This is a genomic window from Armatimonadota bacterium, assembly GCA_017303935.1.
Taxonomy (GTDB): domain Bacteria; phylum Armatimonadota; class Fimbriimonadia; order Fimbriimonadales; family Fimbriimonadaceae; genus JAFLBD01.
In genome coordinates this window covers 1-16,845 of the sequence record JAFLBD010000003.1, presented here as the reverse complement: position 1 = coordinate 16,845, position 16,845 = coordinate 1, and the positions used below count along the sequence as shown (strand labels likewise).

Below are 16,845 nucleotides of genomic sequence, written 5' to 3'. Positions count from 1 at the left end.
CGCGACGAGCCTAACCCAATTTACCGCTGAGGGAATTTTCGAGAAGCGCCTGGAAGTCTCTTTGTGGCAGCGACACCGGGTTGCCAATCAAATGAGAGTTGTATACGACAGTCGCCACTCGTTCGAGCGTTTCCATCCGGGCAAATGCATCGTAGATGTCAGTCCCGAGCACCAGCGCTCCATGGTTGGCAAGCAAGAAGGTCTTATGGTCATCTAGCAAAGGCCTAATGGCGTCCCTAGTGGCATCGGTGCCGGGCATTGCAAACGGAACCAAAGCGACCGAGCCCAGGAATACCGCAGCTTCAGGAAGCAAATTGTCCGGGATCGTTTCGTGTGCCAGCGCAAAGCCCGTTGCAATCGGAGGATGGGCGTGAATGGCTGCGCTGCAGTCGGGCCGCTGTGCATAGACTTCAAGGTGCAACTTGACTTCAGAACTCGGAGTACCGCCTCCAAGAGCTTTGCCTTCTAGGTCGATCACCACCATGTCATTCGGCTTCAGGGTTCCTTTATGCTTTCCCTTTGGCGTTATCAACAGACGGTCCGCGTCCAATCGTGCAGTGAGGTTGCCCTCCACGGAACCGATGAGGCCCCTTTGCCACATCCATCGGCAGACTTCGCAAAAGCTCGCCCGCAAAACCAGTTCATCCGTTGCCATTACGTCCCGATTATGGTCAAAAACAATGCTTACTTATTGCAATAAATATGCAATACTGAATGTATGCGGCTAGCTCGACAGATCAATTGGGATGCGATTGGAGCCGCTTCGAGCCTGCTGTGCGCTGTTCACTGCGTGCTCACTGGAATGGCGTTTGGTCTCATTTCCGCACTCGGTGCGACCTACCTAGCCAACCCCACGACCGAGTTCGCATTCTTTAGTTTGACTCTGCTCGCTGGGCTCTTTGCGATTTATCAGGGAATCCGCAAGCATCGACAATGGTGGCCTTCGGCCTTTTTCGCGATCGGTTTCGCATGTTTGGTGTGCCGGCACTTATTCTTCCATCAAAGCCATGTTCATCATCATGGTGAGACTCACGCAGAACCGGTCCAAGGTGTGATTTTGTCGGTGATTGGCGCGACCCTCCTGGTCACGTTTCACATCATCAATTCGGTCAAGATGCACCGCGTAGGGAAGTGCGATCACGCTGTGGTTGGCGTCCACTCCAGCACCGCCGCTGAATCCAGAGACTCGGCGTCGTCCATATAGTCCTCGATCACAGCAGAGAGTCTTAGGCCGTATCGTAGCAACGGACTCAGCGTACGATCAACAGTCTCGCCTCGTTCAACTGCGGCCACATAACCCTGAATATCTCCTCCATGCTGCTCTACAAACTTGCTCGCGTCCGGCAACCGGCAGGCAGTGCCGTACCGGGCTAATCCGAGTTGAGTAACGAGATCAAACCGCGCTTGATAGAGCCTCCTTCCTAGTCCCAATCGCCGGTAGTCCGGCTGAACGCTGATATCAGCGCCGTACAAAGTCGTACCAGATGGGTCATGGTTGGCGAACATAAATCCTCCGACTGTTTCTTCCCAAGGCAAATGCGCGGTCCAGTTGGATTCGCTGATGATCAACGAACTGCTGCTTGCCACGACCAACCCCGAGGATTCAATGACAAACTGACCCTCTGGAAACCGTGAGAGATGCGCATGCAAGTGGGACTCTTGCCAAAGAAGATCTTCCGGGAACGGTTCTGGGAAGCACGCGCGCTGTAACCCCACAACGGCTGGGATGTCCGCCTCTTCCATCTGTCGCAGGACGATTGAGCTCAAATCTGAATGCCGAGGATTTCTAAAATTCTCTCGAGATCATCTTCGGAGAAGTATTCGATATGAAGCTTGCCGCCTTTGGCTCCGCGTTCAATCTTCGTTGGCGCGCCAAAATAGGTGCTGATCGCTTCTTCTAGCACGACGTAGTTTGGATCCATCTGGACGACGGCCTTTGCTTTTGGCTTGGCAACTGCCGGCTTTTCAGCCTGAGTCGCTCTAGCCCGCCGCTCCGATTCGCGGACGGATAGTCCTTCATCCACGATCTTGTAGAACAAGTCCTGAAGTGCCTTTTCGCTTTCGCACATCAAGAGTGCGCGCGCGTGCCCCTCTGTGATCAGATTCCCAAGGATTGCTTCTTGAACTTCTGTCGGAAGGCGCAAGAGGCGTAGGGTGTTCGAAACGGAGACTCGCGATTTTCCGACCTTTTGCGCCACCTGATCCTGCGTCATTTCAAAGTCGTCAATCAGCTTCTTGTAAGCAATTGCAGCTTCAATCGAAGAAATGTCTTCACGCTGAACGTTCTCGATCAACGCGAGCTGAAGCGTGAGGTCGTCCTGAGTTGCTCGGACCAACACGGGGACAGTTTCGAGGCCAGCAATTCGTGATGCTCGCCAACGCCGCTCACCGGCGATGATCTGATATTTATCTTCGCCGATCGGTCGGACGACGATCGGCTGCAACAATCCGACGAGCTTGATCGAGTCCGCGAGCTCCTGCAAAGCGTCTTCATCGAACACCTTTCGTGGCTGATCTGGGTTCGGGAAAATGACGCTAAGTTCCAGCTCGTTTGGCTGGTTGTCGGTTTGCTCGCCGAGCAGTTGGGCTAGTCCTTTTCCTAATGCACGTCTCATCCAATCACTTCCTCAATAAATTTCATATAGGCCTCGGCACCCTTAGAATCAGGGAACAGTTCGACCGCTGGAGTGCCAAAACCTGGGGCTTCGCTCAATCTTACATTGCGCGGAATCTTCACGCTTGAAACTTTGTCACCAAAGAACTGCTTCACTTCCTCTTCTACTTGCTGGGTGAGCTTGTTTCGAGGGTCATACATGGTCATGACAACTTTGGCAATGCCGAGCTTCGGGTTGATGCGTCGCTTCACAACGTCGATTGTCTTAATGAGCTGACTCAGACCTTCAAGCGCGTAGAATTCGCACTGCATCGGGACCAACACAGCGTCGCATGCAGCGAGAATGTTGACGGTCAAAATCCCGAGGCTCGGCGGCGCGTCCAGAATAATCCAGTCATATTCGCCTTCGACTTTTGCCAAAGCGTCACGGAGAATGAGCTCCTTTCCGACTGCGTTGAGCAAAATCGGCTCGGCACCAGCAAGGTCTAGAGTGGCCGGAATCAGGTGAAGATTCTCCTTCACTTTGATGATCGATTCGTCGGGGAGCGGGGTGCCCTCTGGATCATCGATCACGCGCTCAAATACATCGAATAAGGTGAGCTTGATGGTCGATTTCTCGACTCCGAGACCTGACGTTGCGTTGCCTTGTGGATCGGCGTCAACCAGCAAGGTCCGAAGGCCTCGAGCAGCCAATCCAGCAGCAAAATTTACCGCCGTGGTTGTTTTGCCCACGCCTCCTTTTTGATTGACAACGCCCCAAATGGTCACAGCGAATTGGATTATGGCGGCAAAGTCGATCGGCTCGCCAAAAAAAAAGCGGAGCAGCCGAAGCTACTCCGCGAATTTTGATACTATCGAGTCTATCGTTGTAACAGTGAAAGGACGCTCTGTGGTGCCTGATTAGCTTGCGCCAGCATCGACATGCCGCTTTGCTGGAGAATCTGCAGCCGAGTGTAGTTGGTCATTTCTTGAGCCATGTCCACATCTCTAATCTGGGATTCAGAAGCCTGGATATTTTCTTTGGCCACGCCAAGCGATCGGACAGTCGATTCCAAGAAGTTGACTTGGAAGGCGCCGATGTCGCCGCGCCATTGAGCCAACTGGACCACTGCTTGATCAATGATCTTGATCGCATCTTGTGCGCCTTGTTGACTGGTGACGTCGATATTATCGAGTGCCTTGCCAGAAACAACACCTGTTCCAAGTCGGTTCGAATACACGTTTGGCATCGAGAAGGCGACCGATTGGTTACTTCCTGCACCGATGTGGAATTGGACCGAGCCTGCGGTCATGACACCGACCTGAGTAGCAGAAGCGAGGCCGCTGTTACCCTGTTCGGTAACGCTGATAGTGTTGCCCCAACTATCGGAAAGTTGCAGTCCACTGACGCCAGGACCTTGACCACCGGTGAATTGGACGGTTGCGATACCATTCGTGGTTGGAATCGTGACGTTGTACACGCCGTTGAGACCTGTATCCTGGGCAGAAGATGCGTTGTGGAGCACTCGGCCCGGATCAAAGTAGTTGATTGCCGAGTTCAATCCGAATGTTGTCGAGCTGAGAGCAATGCTGACAGGTCCCGAACCGGTGACTTGCGCGGTAACACCAGTGGTGTTCGACATCGCATTGATCTTGGATACCAAGCTCTGGACCGACTCTGTTCCGTCGGTAGAGAAGCTGTAGCCGTTGATCACAAAATTGCCGGAAGTGGTAATGATCGTGGATGAGTTCGTGAAAGTACCGCCAAGAGTGACGATTGCTCGCTCTGCGGCAGTCACCTTTTGCATCGTGATCGCACCAGTTGCCACCGAGTCGCCGTTGAAAGTGCCGCCAACGTAGATGCTTCCAATATCGGAAGCGCGAGTCACGTTGGCTTGTGCACCAGCGGTTCCATCAAGAAGTTTCTTGGTGCCCCAGCTCGTTTGCTCTGCAATTCGGTTAATCGATTGGAGTGCGTTTCGAATCTGCGATTGATTGGCTTGCAACATCGTGGCGTCAACAACGGCAGTGTTTGCCGAGTGGACAGCGATCGACCGCATGTTTCGGATCAGGGTCTGAACTTCGCCGAGTGCAGCTTCAGCGGTTTTCGTCATGTTGACCGCGTCTTGTGCATTTCGCGTCGCTTGATCAATGCCGAGAACCTGCGTTCGCAGACTTTCGCTAATGATCAGTCCAGCTGGGTCATCACCCGCGCTGTTGATTCGTAGGCCAGTGCTCAGCTTCTGAATAGAAAGCTGATATTGATCCATGGTGTTGCCCAAACTCCTGAGAGCACCCAATGCGTGAATATTTGTGTTGATTCGCAGACTCATGCGAGGTTTTCCATCCTTAGTGCAGAGATTTTTTACAAATCTCGCAATTACCTGTGAGGAATTTTCGGAGATATGTGGAAGAACTTTAGGTTTCTTGCAAAAAGAATCTCATGGGCAGGTGAGAGTCGCACCATAGGACGGCGGGTTGCGTAGGTACAATTTGGGGCATAGGAGTCCAAATTTAACGTGAACGTTCCAACCGATCTCAAGTACACAAAATCGCACGAATGGGTGCGCGTCGATGGCGATATCGCCACCATTGGCATCACTGATCACGCTCAGAGCGAACTCGGCGACATCGTTTTCCTTGATCTTCCTGAAGCCGGCCGCGTGCTCGCTACCGGCGATTCATTTGGCACGATCGAGAGTGTCAAAACCGTTAGCGATGTCTATGCTCCAGTAGCTGGCGAAGTGGTCGAAAAGAACGAAGCACTCGGAAGTCAGAGCGAACTCGTCAACAACGATCCATACAATGGTGGATGGTTGGTCAAGATCAAATTTGACGGCAACACCGACGGTTTGCTGAGCCCAGCAGATTACGAAGCGACTCTATAACTTTTTTCAATCTCCATGCCATACATCCCGCACTCAGAAGTCGACGTCCAGGAAATGCTGGCGACAATCGGCGCGAAGTCGATTGACGAACTCTTTGGTGATATCCCTGAAGCTTTGAAGTTCAAGGGTGAGCTCAAAGTGCCGAGCGCGATGGATGAATATGCGCTCGCAAAGCATCTGGGCAACCTCGCTTCGCAGAATCAAGACGCAACAAAGCTCGACTGGTACCTTGGCGCGGGGCTGTACGAGCGGTTTATCCCAGCAAGCGTGGGCGCGATCATCAGTCGTGGCGAATTCTTAACGGCTTACACGCCTTACCAGCCCGAAATGAGCCAGGGCTACCTCCAGACGATCTATGAATTCCAGACGATGGTCGCAGAGTTGTACGGCATGGACCTGGCAAACGCATCGATGTACGACGGTTCGACCGCTATGGCAGAAGCCGCTCTGCTATGCCACGGAATCAAGAATCGCAACAAGATCGTGGTTTCGGATGCGGTGCATCCAAACTATCGAATGGTTCTGCGGACCTACTGCTGGGCGCAGGGTCTAGATGTGGTGGAGATTTCCAACACCAACGGATTGACGACGGATTACTCCAATTTGGAAGACGCCGCATGCGTGATCGTGCAGACGCCGAACTTCTTTGGCAGCGTGGAAGATCTCGCTAAGTTGCGCGCTGCTTGCGATGAGTCAGGCGCGATGATGGTGGTGGTCAGTGATCCGGTCGCCTGCGCGCTGATGAAGCCGCCAGGAGACTTCGGCGCTGATATCGTGGTTGGCGAAGGTCAACCGCTCGGAGTCGCAATGGGTTTTGGCGGACCACTCGTTGGGTTCTTCGCCACGAAGACGGAGCACGTGCGCAGAATTCCCGGCAGAATCGTCGGCCGAACGAATGATCACGACGGCAATCCAGGTTTTGTCATGACTCTTCGGACCCGAGAGCAAGATATCCGGCGCGAAAAGGCGACCAGCAACATCTGCACCAATGAAGCATTGATGGCCCTCGCCAGCACAGTCTATATGTGCGCGCTGGGTAAGAACGGTCTGACCTCAATCGCTGAAACGAGCGTGCGCAACACTCAATACGCGATCAAGAAGTTGACGGAAGCCGGTGCAAAACTCAAATTTGCCAACAAGTCCTTCTGTGAATTCGTGCTTGATCTTGGCAAGAACGCCGAAATGGTCCAATCGAAGCTGATTGAGGCGGGAATCATGGCTGGATATCCGCTTGGTAAGGATTATCACGGGATGGAAAATTGCATCCTGGTTTGTTGCACCGAGACCCGAACCGCTGCACAGATCGACCGATTCGCCGCCGAACTCAAAAAGGTTCTTGCATAACGGCATTTCCTCGGTTGGAATCTGCGTAAAAATGGCGTAAGATACCCCTGATATGTTCGCGCGCGGCATTTTGGGAGTTGTCTTTGGTGGGCTTGTGGCAGTGGCCGCATTTGGGTTATTGCAAAAGCCCGTTCCATCCATACAACTACAATTTATCGACTCCCAAACCGGCTATGGCGTCCGGCCATCGTGGATTTTGGTCGAGCCGGATCTCGGCGAGCCTTATCAAATTTCGACAGACTATGTCGACTCTGCAGGCAGAATCAAAGTCAATGTTCCGGAAGGCACCGCGCGGCTTTCTGTAGGGTCAGAATCCTATGACTCATCAGCGACTTCTATCTTTGTCACTGATTCAAAGGTTGTTCCGATTCGGTTCCTTTTAGAGCCCAAAGAAGGTGCACCAGAAGTAGATCTCGCCTTCGTACGTGGGCTAACTCGCGAGGATAAGCATCTGGTCTACGGATTTGTAACGGACGACGAGAGCGGACTCCCGATCAAAGATGCGGTGGTTTCTACTAGCTTTGGCGAAGTTCGCACCAATGCGCGCGGCTTCTATTCTATCTATATGCCGGTCAGCGGCGATCCTGCCAAAGTCGGCCTGGATGTCAAGGCGGATGGACTCGCGTCTCAGCACTATTCAAACTTTGAGACCTGGCCCAGCGGCGATATTCGAGTCAACATTTCGCTGACAAAGAATTTCGAATCGGTGGATATGGCATCGCTTCGGCGACGATCTGAGACCCAACTCATGGATCGCTCCGATTGCGATTCCTGCGGACAAGTGCCAAACGTACCCATTGCGAGTTCTCGGTCAACCGTTGGACCGGCGTTGCCAAAGAACATCCGTGTAGGCCGAAATTGCCCCACCCGAACGACATGCACTAGCGTTGATGTTGTAGCACTAGATACCTACGTCGGCAGCGTCGTTGGTTCGGAATGGTATTCGTGTTGGGGGAATGTCGCCGGCGGAATGAACGCGTTGCGCGCTGGAACGGTATCTGTGCGAAGTTATGGAATCAGCTTTGTCTATTCGCCCGCCACCAGCACCTACGACATTTGTGACACGACTTCTTGCCAAGTCTACGCTGGAACGACCACGGCGAACGGAACACAAGCCGCTCTCGATACGACTGCTTATGTGTTGACCACGACGACCGGCGCGGTGGCGCGGTCCGAGTATTCCGCGGAGAACAACAATGCAGGATGTGGCGATGGTTTCACCGGCACGGGATCTACTTGGCCCTGTATTGCCGATCCGGTTTGTGCAGGATTTTCGACGAACGGTCACGGCCGCGGGCTTTGCCAGTGGGGAAGTGCGCGCTGGGCAACCGGTAAGCGACTATCCAGCTCACAAGCTTGTACCAGCGCTGCACCGAGTAGCGGTCAGGCGACCAAAGACTGGGTTCAGATTCTAAGCCTTTATTACCCGACATACACATTGATCCAAGGCGGAAAGGCAACGATCAACAGCCTCACAGCGAACCCAAGCAGCACTGCGCCCGGAGCGACAACGACCCTCAACTACGACGTGACGATGGTGAACGGAGTGAATGGTGTCATGCTCGGAGCGGCGATCTACTTCAACGGCACCGGTACTGCGATCACAAATTCGGCGAATGACCTAAAGGTCAATTTGGTTAACGGCAATCAGGTGACCTCCCGACCATTCCTCGTGCCGACCACAGCCGCTCTCGGAACATACAGCATCGTCGGGAACCTCTGGTACGACCGAAATGCGAACAATCTGATTGATTCAAGCGATTTCGTCATGGCGGACAAAACCAACGCCACTGGATTATCGCTGGCGCAGGCGACGATCATGACGCTGCCAAATGCGAGCGGGCGTGTTGGATTCCCAGCCGTCATCACAGCGAATCTGAAGCGCTCCGATACTAATGCGCCATTGGTTGGCAAGATCATCAGCTTCACAGTCTCCGGTAACGCGCTTGGTAGTGCCACCACAGACAGCACCGGAACCGCGACTTTGAACTGGACTGTCACTGCTGGAGCACTCGGTGCCTACCCGCTGAACGCCAGTTTTTCTGGAGATGCGAGCAATCCTGCGACGGCGGCATCCTCGAACTTCTACCGGTCAACCAATACTGGTGCACAAGCTCTAAATGCCTCTGGTCGTGCGGGAGCGGCAGTGACTTTGATCGCAAGAGTTTTGACTGAGGACGGTAGCTTTGTACCAGGGAAGTCCGTAGCGTTCACCGTGAATGGGGTTTCGGCCGGAAGCGCAACTACTGATGCTCGTGGATGGGCAAGATTAAGCTACACCATTCCGTCCGGAACGGCGACGGGCATCTATCCAGTGGTCGCCAGTTTTGCCGAACAGCTTCCGTACTACTCCAGCTCAGCTTCAGGAAAATTGACCGTCTCTAGGCGTACAAACTGATCGCTGGCAGGGAAGTATTGAAACCGTACACAATAGTATTGATATGGCACTAGCTATTGGAACACCTGCTCCGAACATCGTCCTCAAGGGGATGATCGATGGCGAACTGAAAGAAGTAAATTTGGCGGACCACAAAGGGAAGGATAACGTCGTCCTGCTGTTTTTCCCTGGCGCATTCACAGGAGTCTGCACAACCGAATTCTGCGATGTGTCAAGCGGTCTCGCTGGTCTGCCGACCGATGGCGCAGCCGTCTATGGAATCAGTGGCGATACGGCGTTTGCTCAAGCGGCTTGGGCCAAGGCGAACAATATCACGGTCAAGCTGTTGGCAGACTACACCCACAAAACTATTGAAGCCTATGATGTCGTGCTTCCTGACCTCGCAGGAATGGGACCAAGCAGTCTTCGCGCCGCATACATCATCGATAAAGAGGGCGTGATTCGGTATGTACAGGTCACTCCAACTCCCGGTGATCTTCCAGATTTCGGCGCCATCAACGAAGCACTAGCTTCACTCTAATCAAAAGCAAAAAATCCCCGGACCACATACGGTCCGGGGATTTTCTATTTGTCTGATAACTTACTTAGGTAGGTTCGCGATGAACTTGTCGAACGCATCCTTGTCCGCTGGAGCGACGATGTCTCCGCTTGCGAGCTTCGCCTTGATCGCTTCCACCTTGTCGATTCGCTCGGAGCCGATAATGTCCTTCGTGTGTGGGAATTCGCTGAGCGCGACTCCGCTTGAAGCCACGTCATAGAGCTTTTCGCCACTAGTGAACTTGTCATCCAAGACGTCTTTAATCGTGGAATACACGGCCATGTCAACACGCTTGATCATCGAAGTGAGGATCGTCTTTGGCTCGAGGTCATCTTGTTGGCTATCCACACCAATCGCAAACCTCTTCGCATCCTTGGCGGCGGCAAAGACGCCTAATCCTGCCCGGCCAGCTGCGTGGTACACGATATCCGCGCCAGCAGAGAACAAAGTTGCGGCCGCGGCTTTACCCTTGTCGCTGTTATTCCAGTCTCCGGTGTACTTCGAAGGCAGGAGTTCGATCTTCGGGTTCGCCATCTTCGCGCCGGCGTAGTATCCATATTCAAACTTCTTGATGAGCGGAATTTCCATGCCGCCGACAAAGCCGATCTTGTTCGTCGTGGTCATCAAACCAGCGAGATAGCCAGCCAGGAAGCTGCCTTGTTCTTCTCGGAACTTGAGCATTCGGACGTTGTCCTGCTTGGCGTCACCATCCACGATCGCGAATTTGACGTTCTTGAACTTCTGAGATACGTTGTTGACCGCGTCTTGCATTGTCAAACCAACCGCAAAAACGATGTCCGGATTCTGGCTTGCGAGTTGGGTCAAGCTCACTTCGTTGTCGGCTTGGCTCTTGCTTTGAAGCTGGATTTCTTCGATTTTGAATTCAGCCTTCGCGCGCTCGATGCCTTCCCATGCGCTGTCATTGAAGGATTTATCGCCGCGTCCTCCGCTATCAAAAAGAATCCCTACCTTGAGGGTTTTCTTTGGAGCTTCGCCGCCCGCAGTTGCGCCGGCACCTTTGTCGTCGGTCGATGTGTTTGTCGAAGTTGAACTTGAGTTGCAACCAGCCAGCAAGGCGGCCACAGTCAACGGGATTAGTGCTTTAAATATGTTCACAATGGTTCTCCCAGGTATACTGCCTGATTATGTCGCATTCTACGATGCGGCGAAAAACCCCACCCCACAAGGAAAATCGATTTGATCGTCTGTAACCTTACCAAACCCGAAGCGACACAGGAGCAAGTTCGCAAAGCCTATCCAAAGCTCCAGCAAACCGACGCGGCACAGATTTCGATCGCATTGGTTTTGACCGGCAAATACGCTACCGCGCATTACGACGGACAAGATTTTAAGTATCCAACCGATATCGAGCGGTTCACAAAGGCACTCTCGGTTGAACTCAATCAGATTCAGCAAGAACAAGACACCGGAAAGAAGCTGACGAAGGCTGCACTCGCAGCTCAGGAAGAAGAACCGGTTGAAATCAAAGTTGGACTGAGCTGCAACCTTGAAGAAGGCGAGAAGGTTCTCGGCGCAAACGAATCGCTAAAGACCCTACTTGGCGAAATCGTCAAGGGCGGCGTTGAGTTTCAATACGCGGCTACAGACATTCTCTGGCAATGGGCTCTCGACCGCGCGAACTGGAGCACGGTCAGCGGTGGTGATTTGAATCGACGCGTGAAGCTCAAGGCTAACTTTATGGACTCTGCAACTGGCACCGAACTCGGAGTTGGCGGCAAAACCAAGCGAGTTGCCAAACCAAAGACGAAGGAAGTCGCTGAGATCGTCGAAGTCGAAGAAGCACCCGCTGAAGTCGAACTAGAAGAAGCTATTCCTGAATAAATTGATGGTATTAACGCTCGGGGACAACAAACATTCCCCGAGCTTCCATCCAATAAGCAAACGCGCCCATTAACTGCAACAGAATAATCAGCTCGGCTAGCCCCACCACGACGGTGATCAGGGTGAGGCCGTTTTTTCTTGCCCAACGTTCTTGCTCCCGGAAATGTGTCCAGGCACCCTCCCGCTTTCGTTCTGGGAGCCAATCGACAAAATGAAATCTCAAATGCTTGACCGGCCCGCGCCGCATGAACCAGAGCATCGAACCCCAAATCCATCTTGCTGGTTGCCGGACGATCCACATTTCAGATCAATCTTCCATCGGGAGAGACTCAATCGGGTGAGCGATTTGCCCATCTGGCCCGATGAAGTAGACCGTACAGCAAGGGACAGTGACCAAATCCCGCATGACTTTGATGATGACTTCTACGGTGCCGTCCGCGCGAAACTCCGCGACATATGGTGGACGGGGCCTCGCTACCGGCTGATGCGTATCGAGATACTTGATGACGATGTTGCGATTCACTCGGACCACCGTTCCAGGACTGGAGGCGACGACAATCTTGTGGACTCCGGGCTGGGCGAATCGGAACTTTCCATAGAGGTAGGCCACGCCAGGACCGCCTAGGAACAGTGGCTCGACATTGACAGCGTTACTCTGACCGGTGAACCGCTTCCAGCGGACGCCTTGGTCTCCTCGCCCCGCAAAGGTCTCCGATAGTCGCTGAACATCTTCACATCGAAACACCTTCTCGAAGCTAGTACCATCGTAGTTCGGCATCGGGCCGCAGGAATACCAATCTAAACAAGACAGCAGCTTGATCGGAATCTTGAGCCCTCCGATTTGGACCGTCACTAAGTCTTGGTTTGGCGGCCCCGAAACGACCATCGGGAATTGGTGCTTTGAACCTGGCTTGATCAAAACCGACATGAATCGGTGTGCGAGTTCAACTCCGGGTGCCACGTCCCAGATCGGCGCGATGATTCTCGGATATGGCGATAGATTTTGCACCGTGAGCAATATCTGATTGGACTTCCCTTGAACAGAGACTGGAGAATCAACGAATTCGGTGGTGACGCGAAGGTCATCGTTGAAATATGTTGAGCTGTTCGGCGCGATCATTGGCATTGACCGCATCGGCGTTGGAGTTGCCTCCTCTACAATCTCTGGAGGCTCAGTTGGGAAGATCGCATCGACGTAACTTTCCCAACTGGCAGGAGGATCAATCTTCTTCAGACTAGCAGTGGCGACGTAATCGCCAGACAGCGGCTCAGTCCACGCAAGCGGAACAGATCCCGCCCATAGCGCACAAAGCGCGCCGACAATCGCGCAGTTCGTGTCGGCAGCCCCGCCGCAAGAGGCGCAGGCAAGCAGGGAAGCGTCAAACTCACCCTTGCCCTCGCACAAACTCGCGACAATCACCGCCAAATTGAACTTCAGACCGAATTCGTCCGGGTCATCCACGGTTCTGGCAAGCGATTTTGCAAACGTATCAAATGGAACGCCGGTAGTCACCCCGTTCATGGCGATCTGCACCACCGATCTCAATGATTGATCGTTGCCAAGAGCGTCAATCAAAGCTCGAAGCCAAGGCATGAGGCCGATAGACGAGCATGCTCGTGCCATCGCGAAGGCGACCTTGGCTACATCTCGGCCCTGATCGCAAGAGGCGTCAAACCAAGCATAATCGCCAGCCTCCTCCGGCGGCAATGCGAGTCCCCAGAAGAGACATCTGGCCAAAGCACTGCCCGACGATCCCAATGGGTTGTCAAACTGCCCAGAAATGGGTGGTCGCAACCCAGCGCTGAGGTTGGACTCACCAAATATCGCTTCTGTCCGACAAGATTGCCAATGCTCCAACCGAGTATCACCGATACATTCCGGGGGAAGCGATTCGCTTAAGTGATTCCGCCAGACAAGCCAGGCATCCAGAAAATCGGCGGGCGCCATGCGGGAGGGAATCGGTTCATAGAAGCTGATCGCCCTAAACTCACGTTCACCGCGGCGAGGTGCGCCAAGTGTTGCTCCGATCCTTGCGCCTAGAGCCGCCGCTCTCAATTGAGTCAGGTTCACGGTATTCTCAATTCCTCCATGCGCGCCATTGACCATGCCATTTTTTACGCGATAAATCGATGGCCCGATGCGTTATCGACGTTCTTTGTAGGTCTTAGCGAGTGTACCAAGTGGCTCCCGATGCGGATATTCTTGGTCCTACTGTTTTTGGGCCTGGTCTGGCAAAAGTCGACGCGTCGAACGGCGATTTTGACGATCATTGCCTTTCCCCTGGCAAACGAAACCACGGATATCTTCAAGGCATCGCTTCGAGTGCTTCGGCCATGTGTCGAACTTCCAGATGTGATCCTGCGCGTCGAGAAGCTCACCAGCTTTGGAACTGCCTCGGCGCACAGTGCAAACATGGCAGCGGTGGCAACTGTATTTTGGTGGACAATGGGCTGGCGATGGGGCTTGCCTTGGGCGATCATCGCGTTCTTGACCGGGATCAGCCGAGTCTTTGTCGGGGTGCACTATCCAACGCAAGTCGTATTCGGTTGGACATGTGGAATAGCAATAGCCTCGGCAGTCATTGCTGTTGCCGAGGCTATCAAGAAGAGAAGAACGCCTACCGCAGAACCGTCTGTGGAGTCGTGAGGTCGATGTTTCCGAGCGTCTCCATCGGTTCGCCGCCAATCGTGAACTGTACTTTCTCGATCTCGGCAAACTGCCCAACGGTGTGAAGGATCCCGTCCACCAGAACTCGCTCGTCTTCTGTACCGTAGGTCCGGTCGAAAGCGGCGTTGAACTTAAGAGTCGCGATCTTATCCTTGACTTCGACCGAATCCAGTTTTGCGCCCGCGGGGACGATCTTCGATTCTTCCAAGAAGCGGTTGACCGCGAATACGACCTTATCCTGACCTTCTGGAATCGCTTCGTGCGACTTGTCGTAGGTCAGTTCTTCACCCTTGTCATCGAGCTTCGGCTTGATCACTTCAACCTTGCCATCGCGTCGATCGGTCGTCGCTGCGGGTTTGCCGTCCAGTGCATCCTTCACCGATTTTCGATCCTCATCGGTTCGCATTTCGCTAGGAGGGATGGACGCCGAAGGGTTGGACTTGAGATACGCCCCTACTCCAGCGGTTGCCGCCAGACCCAGGGCGAACAAGAACCACATGCCAGTGTTCGGGGACTTACGGGTTTGCTGTTTCTTTGACATTTCCTAAATAGACCTTGATTCCTTTGACAATCGCTTCAGCGATATTTTCTTGCCAATCTTGTTTGACCATCATGCCGCGATCTCGCTCATGATTGATGAATCCGAGCTCAATCAGCACGGCTGGCATTTCTGTATTACGTAGAACGCTGAACCCCGATGCATAGATTCGTGAATCGCTCCAAGTACCTAGGTTTGGAAGCTTGCTAACGGCAGCGATCTGATCTTGGATGCACTTTGCCAGCAACATTCCTTCTGGAGCCTTCATGTGGTAGAAAGTCATTCCGCCGGAAGTCTTGTTATTGACCGCACTCGAGTTGATGTGAATGCTCACAAAAAGCGTCGCTCGGCTGCGGTTCGCGATATCTGCACGTTCGGTCAGGGCGATGCGAACATCCGACTTGCGAGTCATGATCACGCTCAAACCAGCATCTGTGAGTTTCTCTGTCACCTGGAGCCCGATGCTGAGCGTCAGTGCCTTCTCATAAACGTTGCCAGAAGTCGCGCCGCTGTCATTGCCGCCGTGGCCCGGGTCAATTACGATCGTCTTGCCGATCAAGGACCCATCCTGGTTCTTTGGCCTCTTCAGCCGCATGACGACCGCATTGGCAGAACTGCTGACCTCAAACACCATCGGCGATGCGGTCCGGACCTTGATGATCGCAGCACCTGATGGGAGCGTGGTCATCTCGGCGCTGGTCATCAGCTTGCCTTTGAGAGAGGCGAAATCAAATCCGGTAGTGATCTTCGACTTGAAGGTCAAATTGATGGTGGTTGCGGTTTCGTAGCTGACCGCAGGGGTTCCGCCGCCCAAGCTCGAAAAGTCGAACCGAACGACTTCTTCGCGGTCACTCACGCCATTCAAGGTGGAGGACTGCAGAATACTGGTCGGCAGAACCGGAGCGGGAATCGGCGAAGTCCCAGTGTTGGTCGTGGTTTGATCTGCCGGAGTCAATGGCGGGGGATTTGTTTGACTCGTGCGGATCGGATTGTTGAATGTAGGCTCAACCACCCTGTCTTCGACAAACTTGAACGGAGCCAAGCTCAGATCCAGCCAGCGCATGGTTCCTGGGCGGGAAGTCTTTGGCAGAGTCACGCGGGGATCTTCGATCACCAATCGGAAAACTCCGGGCTTGAACATCCCAACTCGGACACCAGGAGGAAAGTTGAAGTTGCCGTGGGGACTGAGCCGAACGCCATAAAAATCGATCGCGAGCCGATTCGGAGAAGGAATCAAGTCCATCTTGAGCCGGAACGACATACTCGCGTTGACGCGCAGCGAGCTTCCGACAAAATCGAGGGACCGGATTTCGCCGAGGATTCGGTAAGAATCTTCTTGCCATTCGGCGATTGCGCCCAATTGGCGAGAAGCCTCAGTGGCGTTTAGATAGACTTTGCCGTCCAGTGTTTGCATCGGAACGCGCAGAGTGCGCCCTTCTGCAGAGATCGTCGCATCGCGGCCAACGGCCGAGAGCTTCCATCCCCATTGAGTAACAGATTCGCGCTGAACCCAGCAGTCGTCTCCAATGCGCCTCGCATCCGTGACGGCGGTCTCCGAAAAAGTGTAATTGACGGTGACTGGACTGCCTGATTCTGCCCAAACTGCGGTGGCGACCATCCATGTCGCAATGCCGAGCAGGAGCTTCTTCATTACTGTGTAGTTTAACAGGGTCATGGCGATTCGTCAAGCATTTCTGGCCGAAGGGCAAGAAATTTCTGTACTCCTTGAGTAAAATAATCGGAACTACCGGGCGGTTAGCTCAGCTGGTAGAGCGCCTCGCTTACAACGAGGATGTCGCGGGTTCGAGTCCCTCACTGCCCACCACTCCCCTTTTCAGACGGCGGTTCCGGCCCTGCGTTTTGGGAGCTTTACGGGCATCAGCCCTTCTTTCTTCTTCGGGCCAGGAGCAGACCGACGATCCCAACACCCATCACCGCGAACTCGGAAGGTTCTGGGACTGGGGTGTAGAGAGTGTTGTAATACGTAGTGGAACCGAGCCTGTATCCGCCCACGATCTCTCGGTTATCGTTGATCT

General features: G+C 53.6%; 18 protein-coding genes and 1 tRNA gene. 8 read left to right on the top strand and 11 right to left on the bottom strand.

Annotated elements, in window-relative coordinates; translation table 11 throughout:
• Positions 1-10: 10 nt before the first annotated feature.
• Positions 11-655: a class II aldolase/adducin family protein gene (locus J0L72_09210; GenBank protein MBN8690949.1), complete on the bottom strand. Its 645-nt coding sequence runs from the start codon at positions 653-655 to the stop codon at positions 11-13.
• 63 nt (positions 656-718) lie between these two features.
• Between J0L72_09210 and J0L72_09205 the strand changes: the two genes are divergently transcribed.
• Positions 719-1,204 carry a MerC domain-containing protein gene (locus J0L72_09205; GenBank protein MBN8690948.1) on the top strand — a complete coding sequence of 162 codons (486 nt, stop codon included), beginning with the start codon at positions 719-721 and terminating at the stop codon, positions 1,202-1,204.
• Here J0L72_09205 and J0L72_09200 read toward each other — a convergent pair.
• The 4 genes from J0L72_09200 to J0L72_09185 form a co-directional block, all read right to left on the bottom strand.
• Positions 1,138-1,767, bottom strand: coding sequence for a GNAT family N-acetyltransferase (locus tag J0L72_09200; protein MBN8690947.1), 630 nt, complete (start codon positions 1,765-1,767; stop codon positions 1,138-1,140). The genes J0L72_09205 and J0L72_09200 overlap by 67 nt on opposite strands.
• Positions 1,764-2,615: a ParB/RepB/Spo0J family partition protein gene (locus J0L72_09195; protein ID MBN8690946.1), complete on the bottom strand. Its 852-nt coding sequence runs from the start codon at positions 2,613-2,615 to the stop codon at positions 1,764-1,766. The genes J0L72_09200 and J0L72_09195 overlap by 4 nt, the downstream gene beginning before the upstream one ends.
• The gene (locus J0L72_09190) at positions 2,612-3,382 is read right to left on the bottom strand and encodes a ParA family protein (GenBank protein MBN8690945.1); all 771 of its coding nucleotides are present in this window, start codon (positions 3,380-3,382) and stop codon (positions 2,612-2,614) included. The genes J0L72_09195 and J0L72_09190 overlap by 4 nt, the downstream gene beginning before the upstream one ends.
• Positions 3,383-3,474: 92 nt before the next feature.
• Positions 3,475-4,926, bottom strand: a complete 1,452-nt coding sequence (locus J0L72_09185) for a hypothetical protein (protein MBN8690944.1) — start codon at positions 4,924-4,926, stop codon at positions 3,475-3,477.
• 186 nt (positions 4,927-5,112) lie between these two features.
• Between J0L72_09185 and gcvH the strand changes: the two genes are divergently transcribed.
• The 4 genes from gcvH to J0L72_09165 are packed head-to-tail and all read left to right on the top strand — an operon-like array spanning position 5,113 to position 9,743.
• Positions 5,113-5,481, top strand: coding sequence for a glycine cleavage system protein GcvH (gene gcvH, locus J0L72_09180; GenBank protein MBN8690943.1), 369 nt, complete (start codon positions 5,113-5,115; stop codon positions 5,479-5,481).
• 9 nt (positions 5,482-5,490) lie between these two features.
• Positions 5,491-6,825, top strand: coding sequence for an aminomethyl-transferring glycine dehydrogenase subunit GcvPA (gene gcvPA, locus J0L72_09175; GenBank protein ID MBN8690942.1), 1,335 nt, complete (start codon positions 5,491-5,493; stop codon positions 6,823-6,825).
• A gap of 52 nt (positions 6,826-6,877) precedes the next feature.
• Positions 6,878-9,223, top strand: coding sequence for a hypothetical protein (locus J0L72_09170; GenBank protein MBN8690941.1), 2,346 nt, complete (start codon positions 6,878-6,880; stop codon positions 9,221-9,223).
• Positions 9,224-9,266: 43 nt separating this feature from the next.
• Entirely contained in the window at positions 9,267-9,743 is a 477-nt protein-coding gene (locus J0L72_09165) for a redoxin domain-containing protein (protein MBN8690940.1), read from the top strand.
• 60 nt (positions 9,744-9,803) lie between these two features.
• Here the strand turns inward: J0L72_09165 and J0L72_09160 are convergent, their stop codons facing one another.
• Complete coding sequence (locus J0L72_09160; GenBank protein MBN8690939.1) at positions 9,804-10,877, bottom strand: BMP family ABC transporter substrate-binding protein; 1,074 nt, start codon at positions 10,875-10,877, stop codon at positions 9,804-9,806.
• Between the two features lie 81 nt (positions 10,878-10,958).
• Here J0L72_09160 and J0L72_09155 point away from each other — a divergent pair, with 81 nt between their 5' ends.
• Positions 10,959-11,603 (top strand): hypothetical protein, encoded by a 645-nt coding sequence (locus tag J0L72_09155; GenBank protein MBN8690938.1) that lies wholly within the window; start codon positions 10,959-10,961, stop codon positions 11,601-11,603.
• A 10-nt stretch (positions 11,604-11,613) separates the two neighbouring features.
• On the opposite strand, the gene J0L72_09150 is transcribed toward J0L72_09155, so the two are convergent.
• Both J0L72_09150 and J0L72_09145 read right to left on the bottom strand, forming a co-directional pair.
• A complete protein-coding gene (locus J0L72_09150; protein ID MBN8690937.1) occupies positions 11,614-11,904 on the bottom strand; it encodes a hypothetical protein in 291 nt (96 codons plus the stop codon).
• Between the two features lie 6 nt (positions 11,905-11,910).
• Entirely contained in the window at positions 11,911-13,674 is a 1,764-nt protein-coding gene (locus J0L72_09145; protein MBN8690936.1) for an ADP-ribosylglycohydrolase family protein, read from the bottom strand.
• A gap of 18 nt (positions 13,675-13,692) precedes the next feature.
• Here J0L72_09145 and J0L72_09140 point away from each other — a divergent pair, with 18 nt between their 5' ends.
• The gene (locus J0L72_09140; GenBank protein MBN8690935.1) at positions 13,693-14,250 is read left to right on the top strand and encodes a phosphatase PAP2 family protein; all 558 of its coding nucleotides are present in this window, start codon (positions 13,693-13,695) and stop codon (positions 14,248-14,250) included.
• Here J0L72_09140 and J0L72_09135 read toward each other — a convergent pair.
• Both J0L72_09135 and J0L72_09130 read right to left on the bottom strand, forming a co-directional pair.
• Positions 14,222-14,812 carry a GerMN domain-containing protein gene (locus tag J0L72_09135; protein ID MBN8690934.1) on the bottom strand — a complete coding sequence of 197 codons (591 nt, stop codon included), beginning with the start codon at positions 14,810-14,812 and terminating at the stop codon, positions 14,222-14,224. The genes J0L72_09140 and J0L72_09135 overlap by 29 nt on opposite strands.
• A complete protein-coding gene (locus J0L72_09130; protein ID MBN8690933.1) occupies positions 14,787-16,460 on the bottom strand; it encodes an N-acetylmuramoyl-L-alanine amidase in 1,674 nt (557 codons plus the stop codon). Before J0L72_09130 ends, J0L72_09135 begins: the two co-directional genes overlap by 26 nt.
• Before the next feature lie 98 nt (positions 16,461-16,558).
• Here J0L72_09130 and J0L72_09125 point away from each other — a divergent pair.
• Positions 16,559-16,634: transfer RNA gene (locus J0L72_09125), tRNA-Val, on the top strand.
• 53 nt (positions 16,635-16,687) lie between these two features.
• Here J0L72_09125 and J0L72_09120 read toward each other — a convergent pair.
• A complete protein-coding gene (locus tag J0L72_09120) occupies positions 16,688-16,843 on the bottom strand; it encodes a PEP-CTERM sorting domain-containing protein (GenBank protein MBN8690932.1) in 156 nt (51 codons plus the stop codon).
• Between the last annotated feature and the right edge of the window lie 2 nt (positions 16,844-16,845).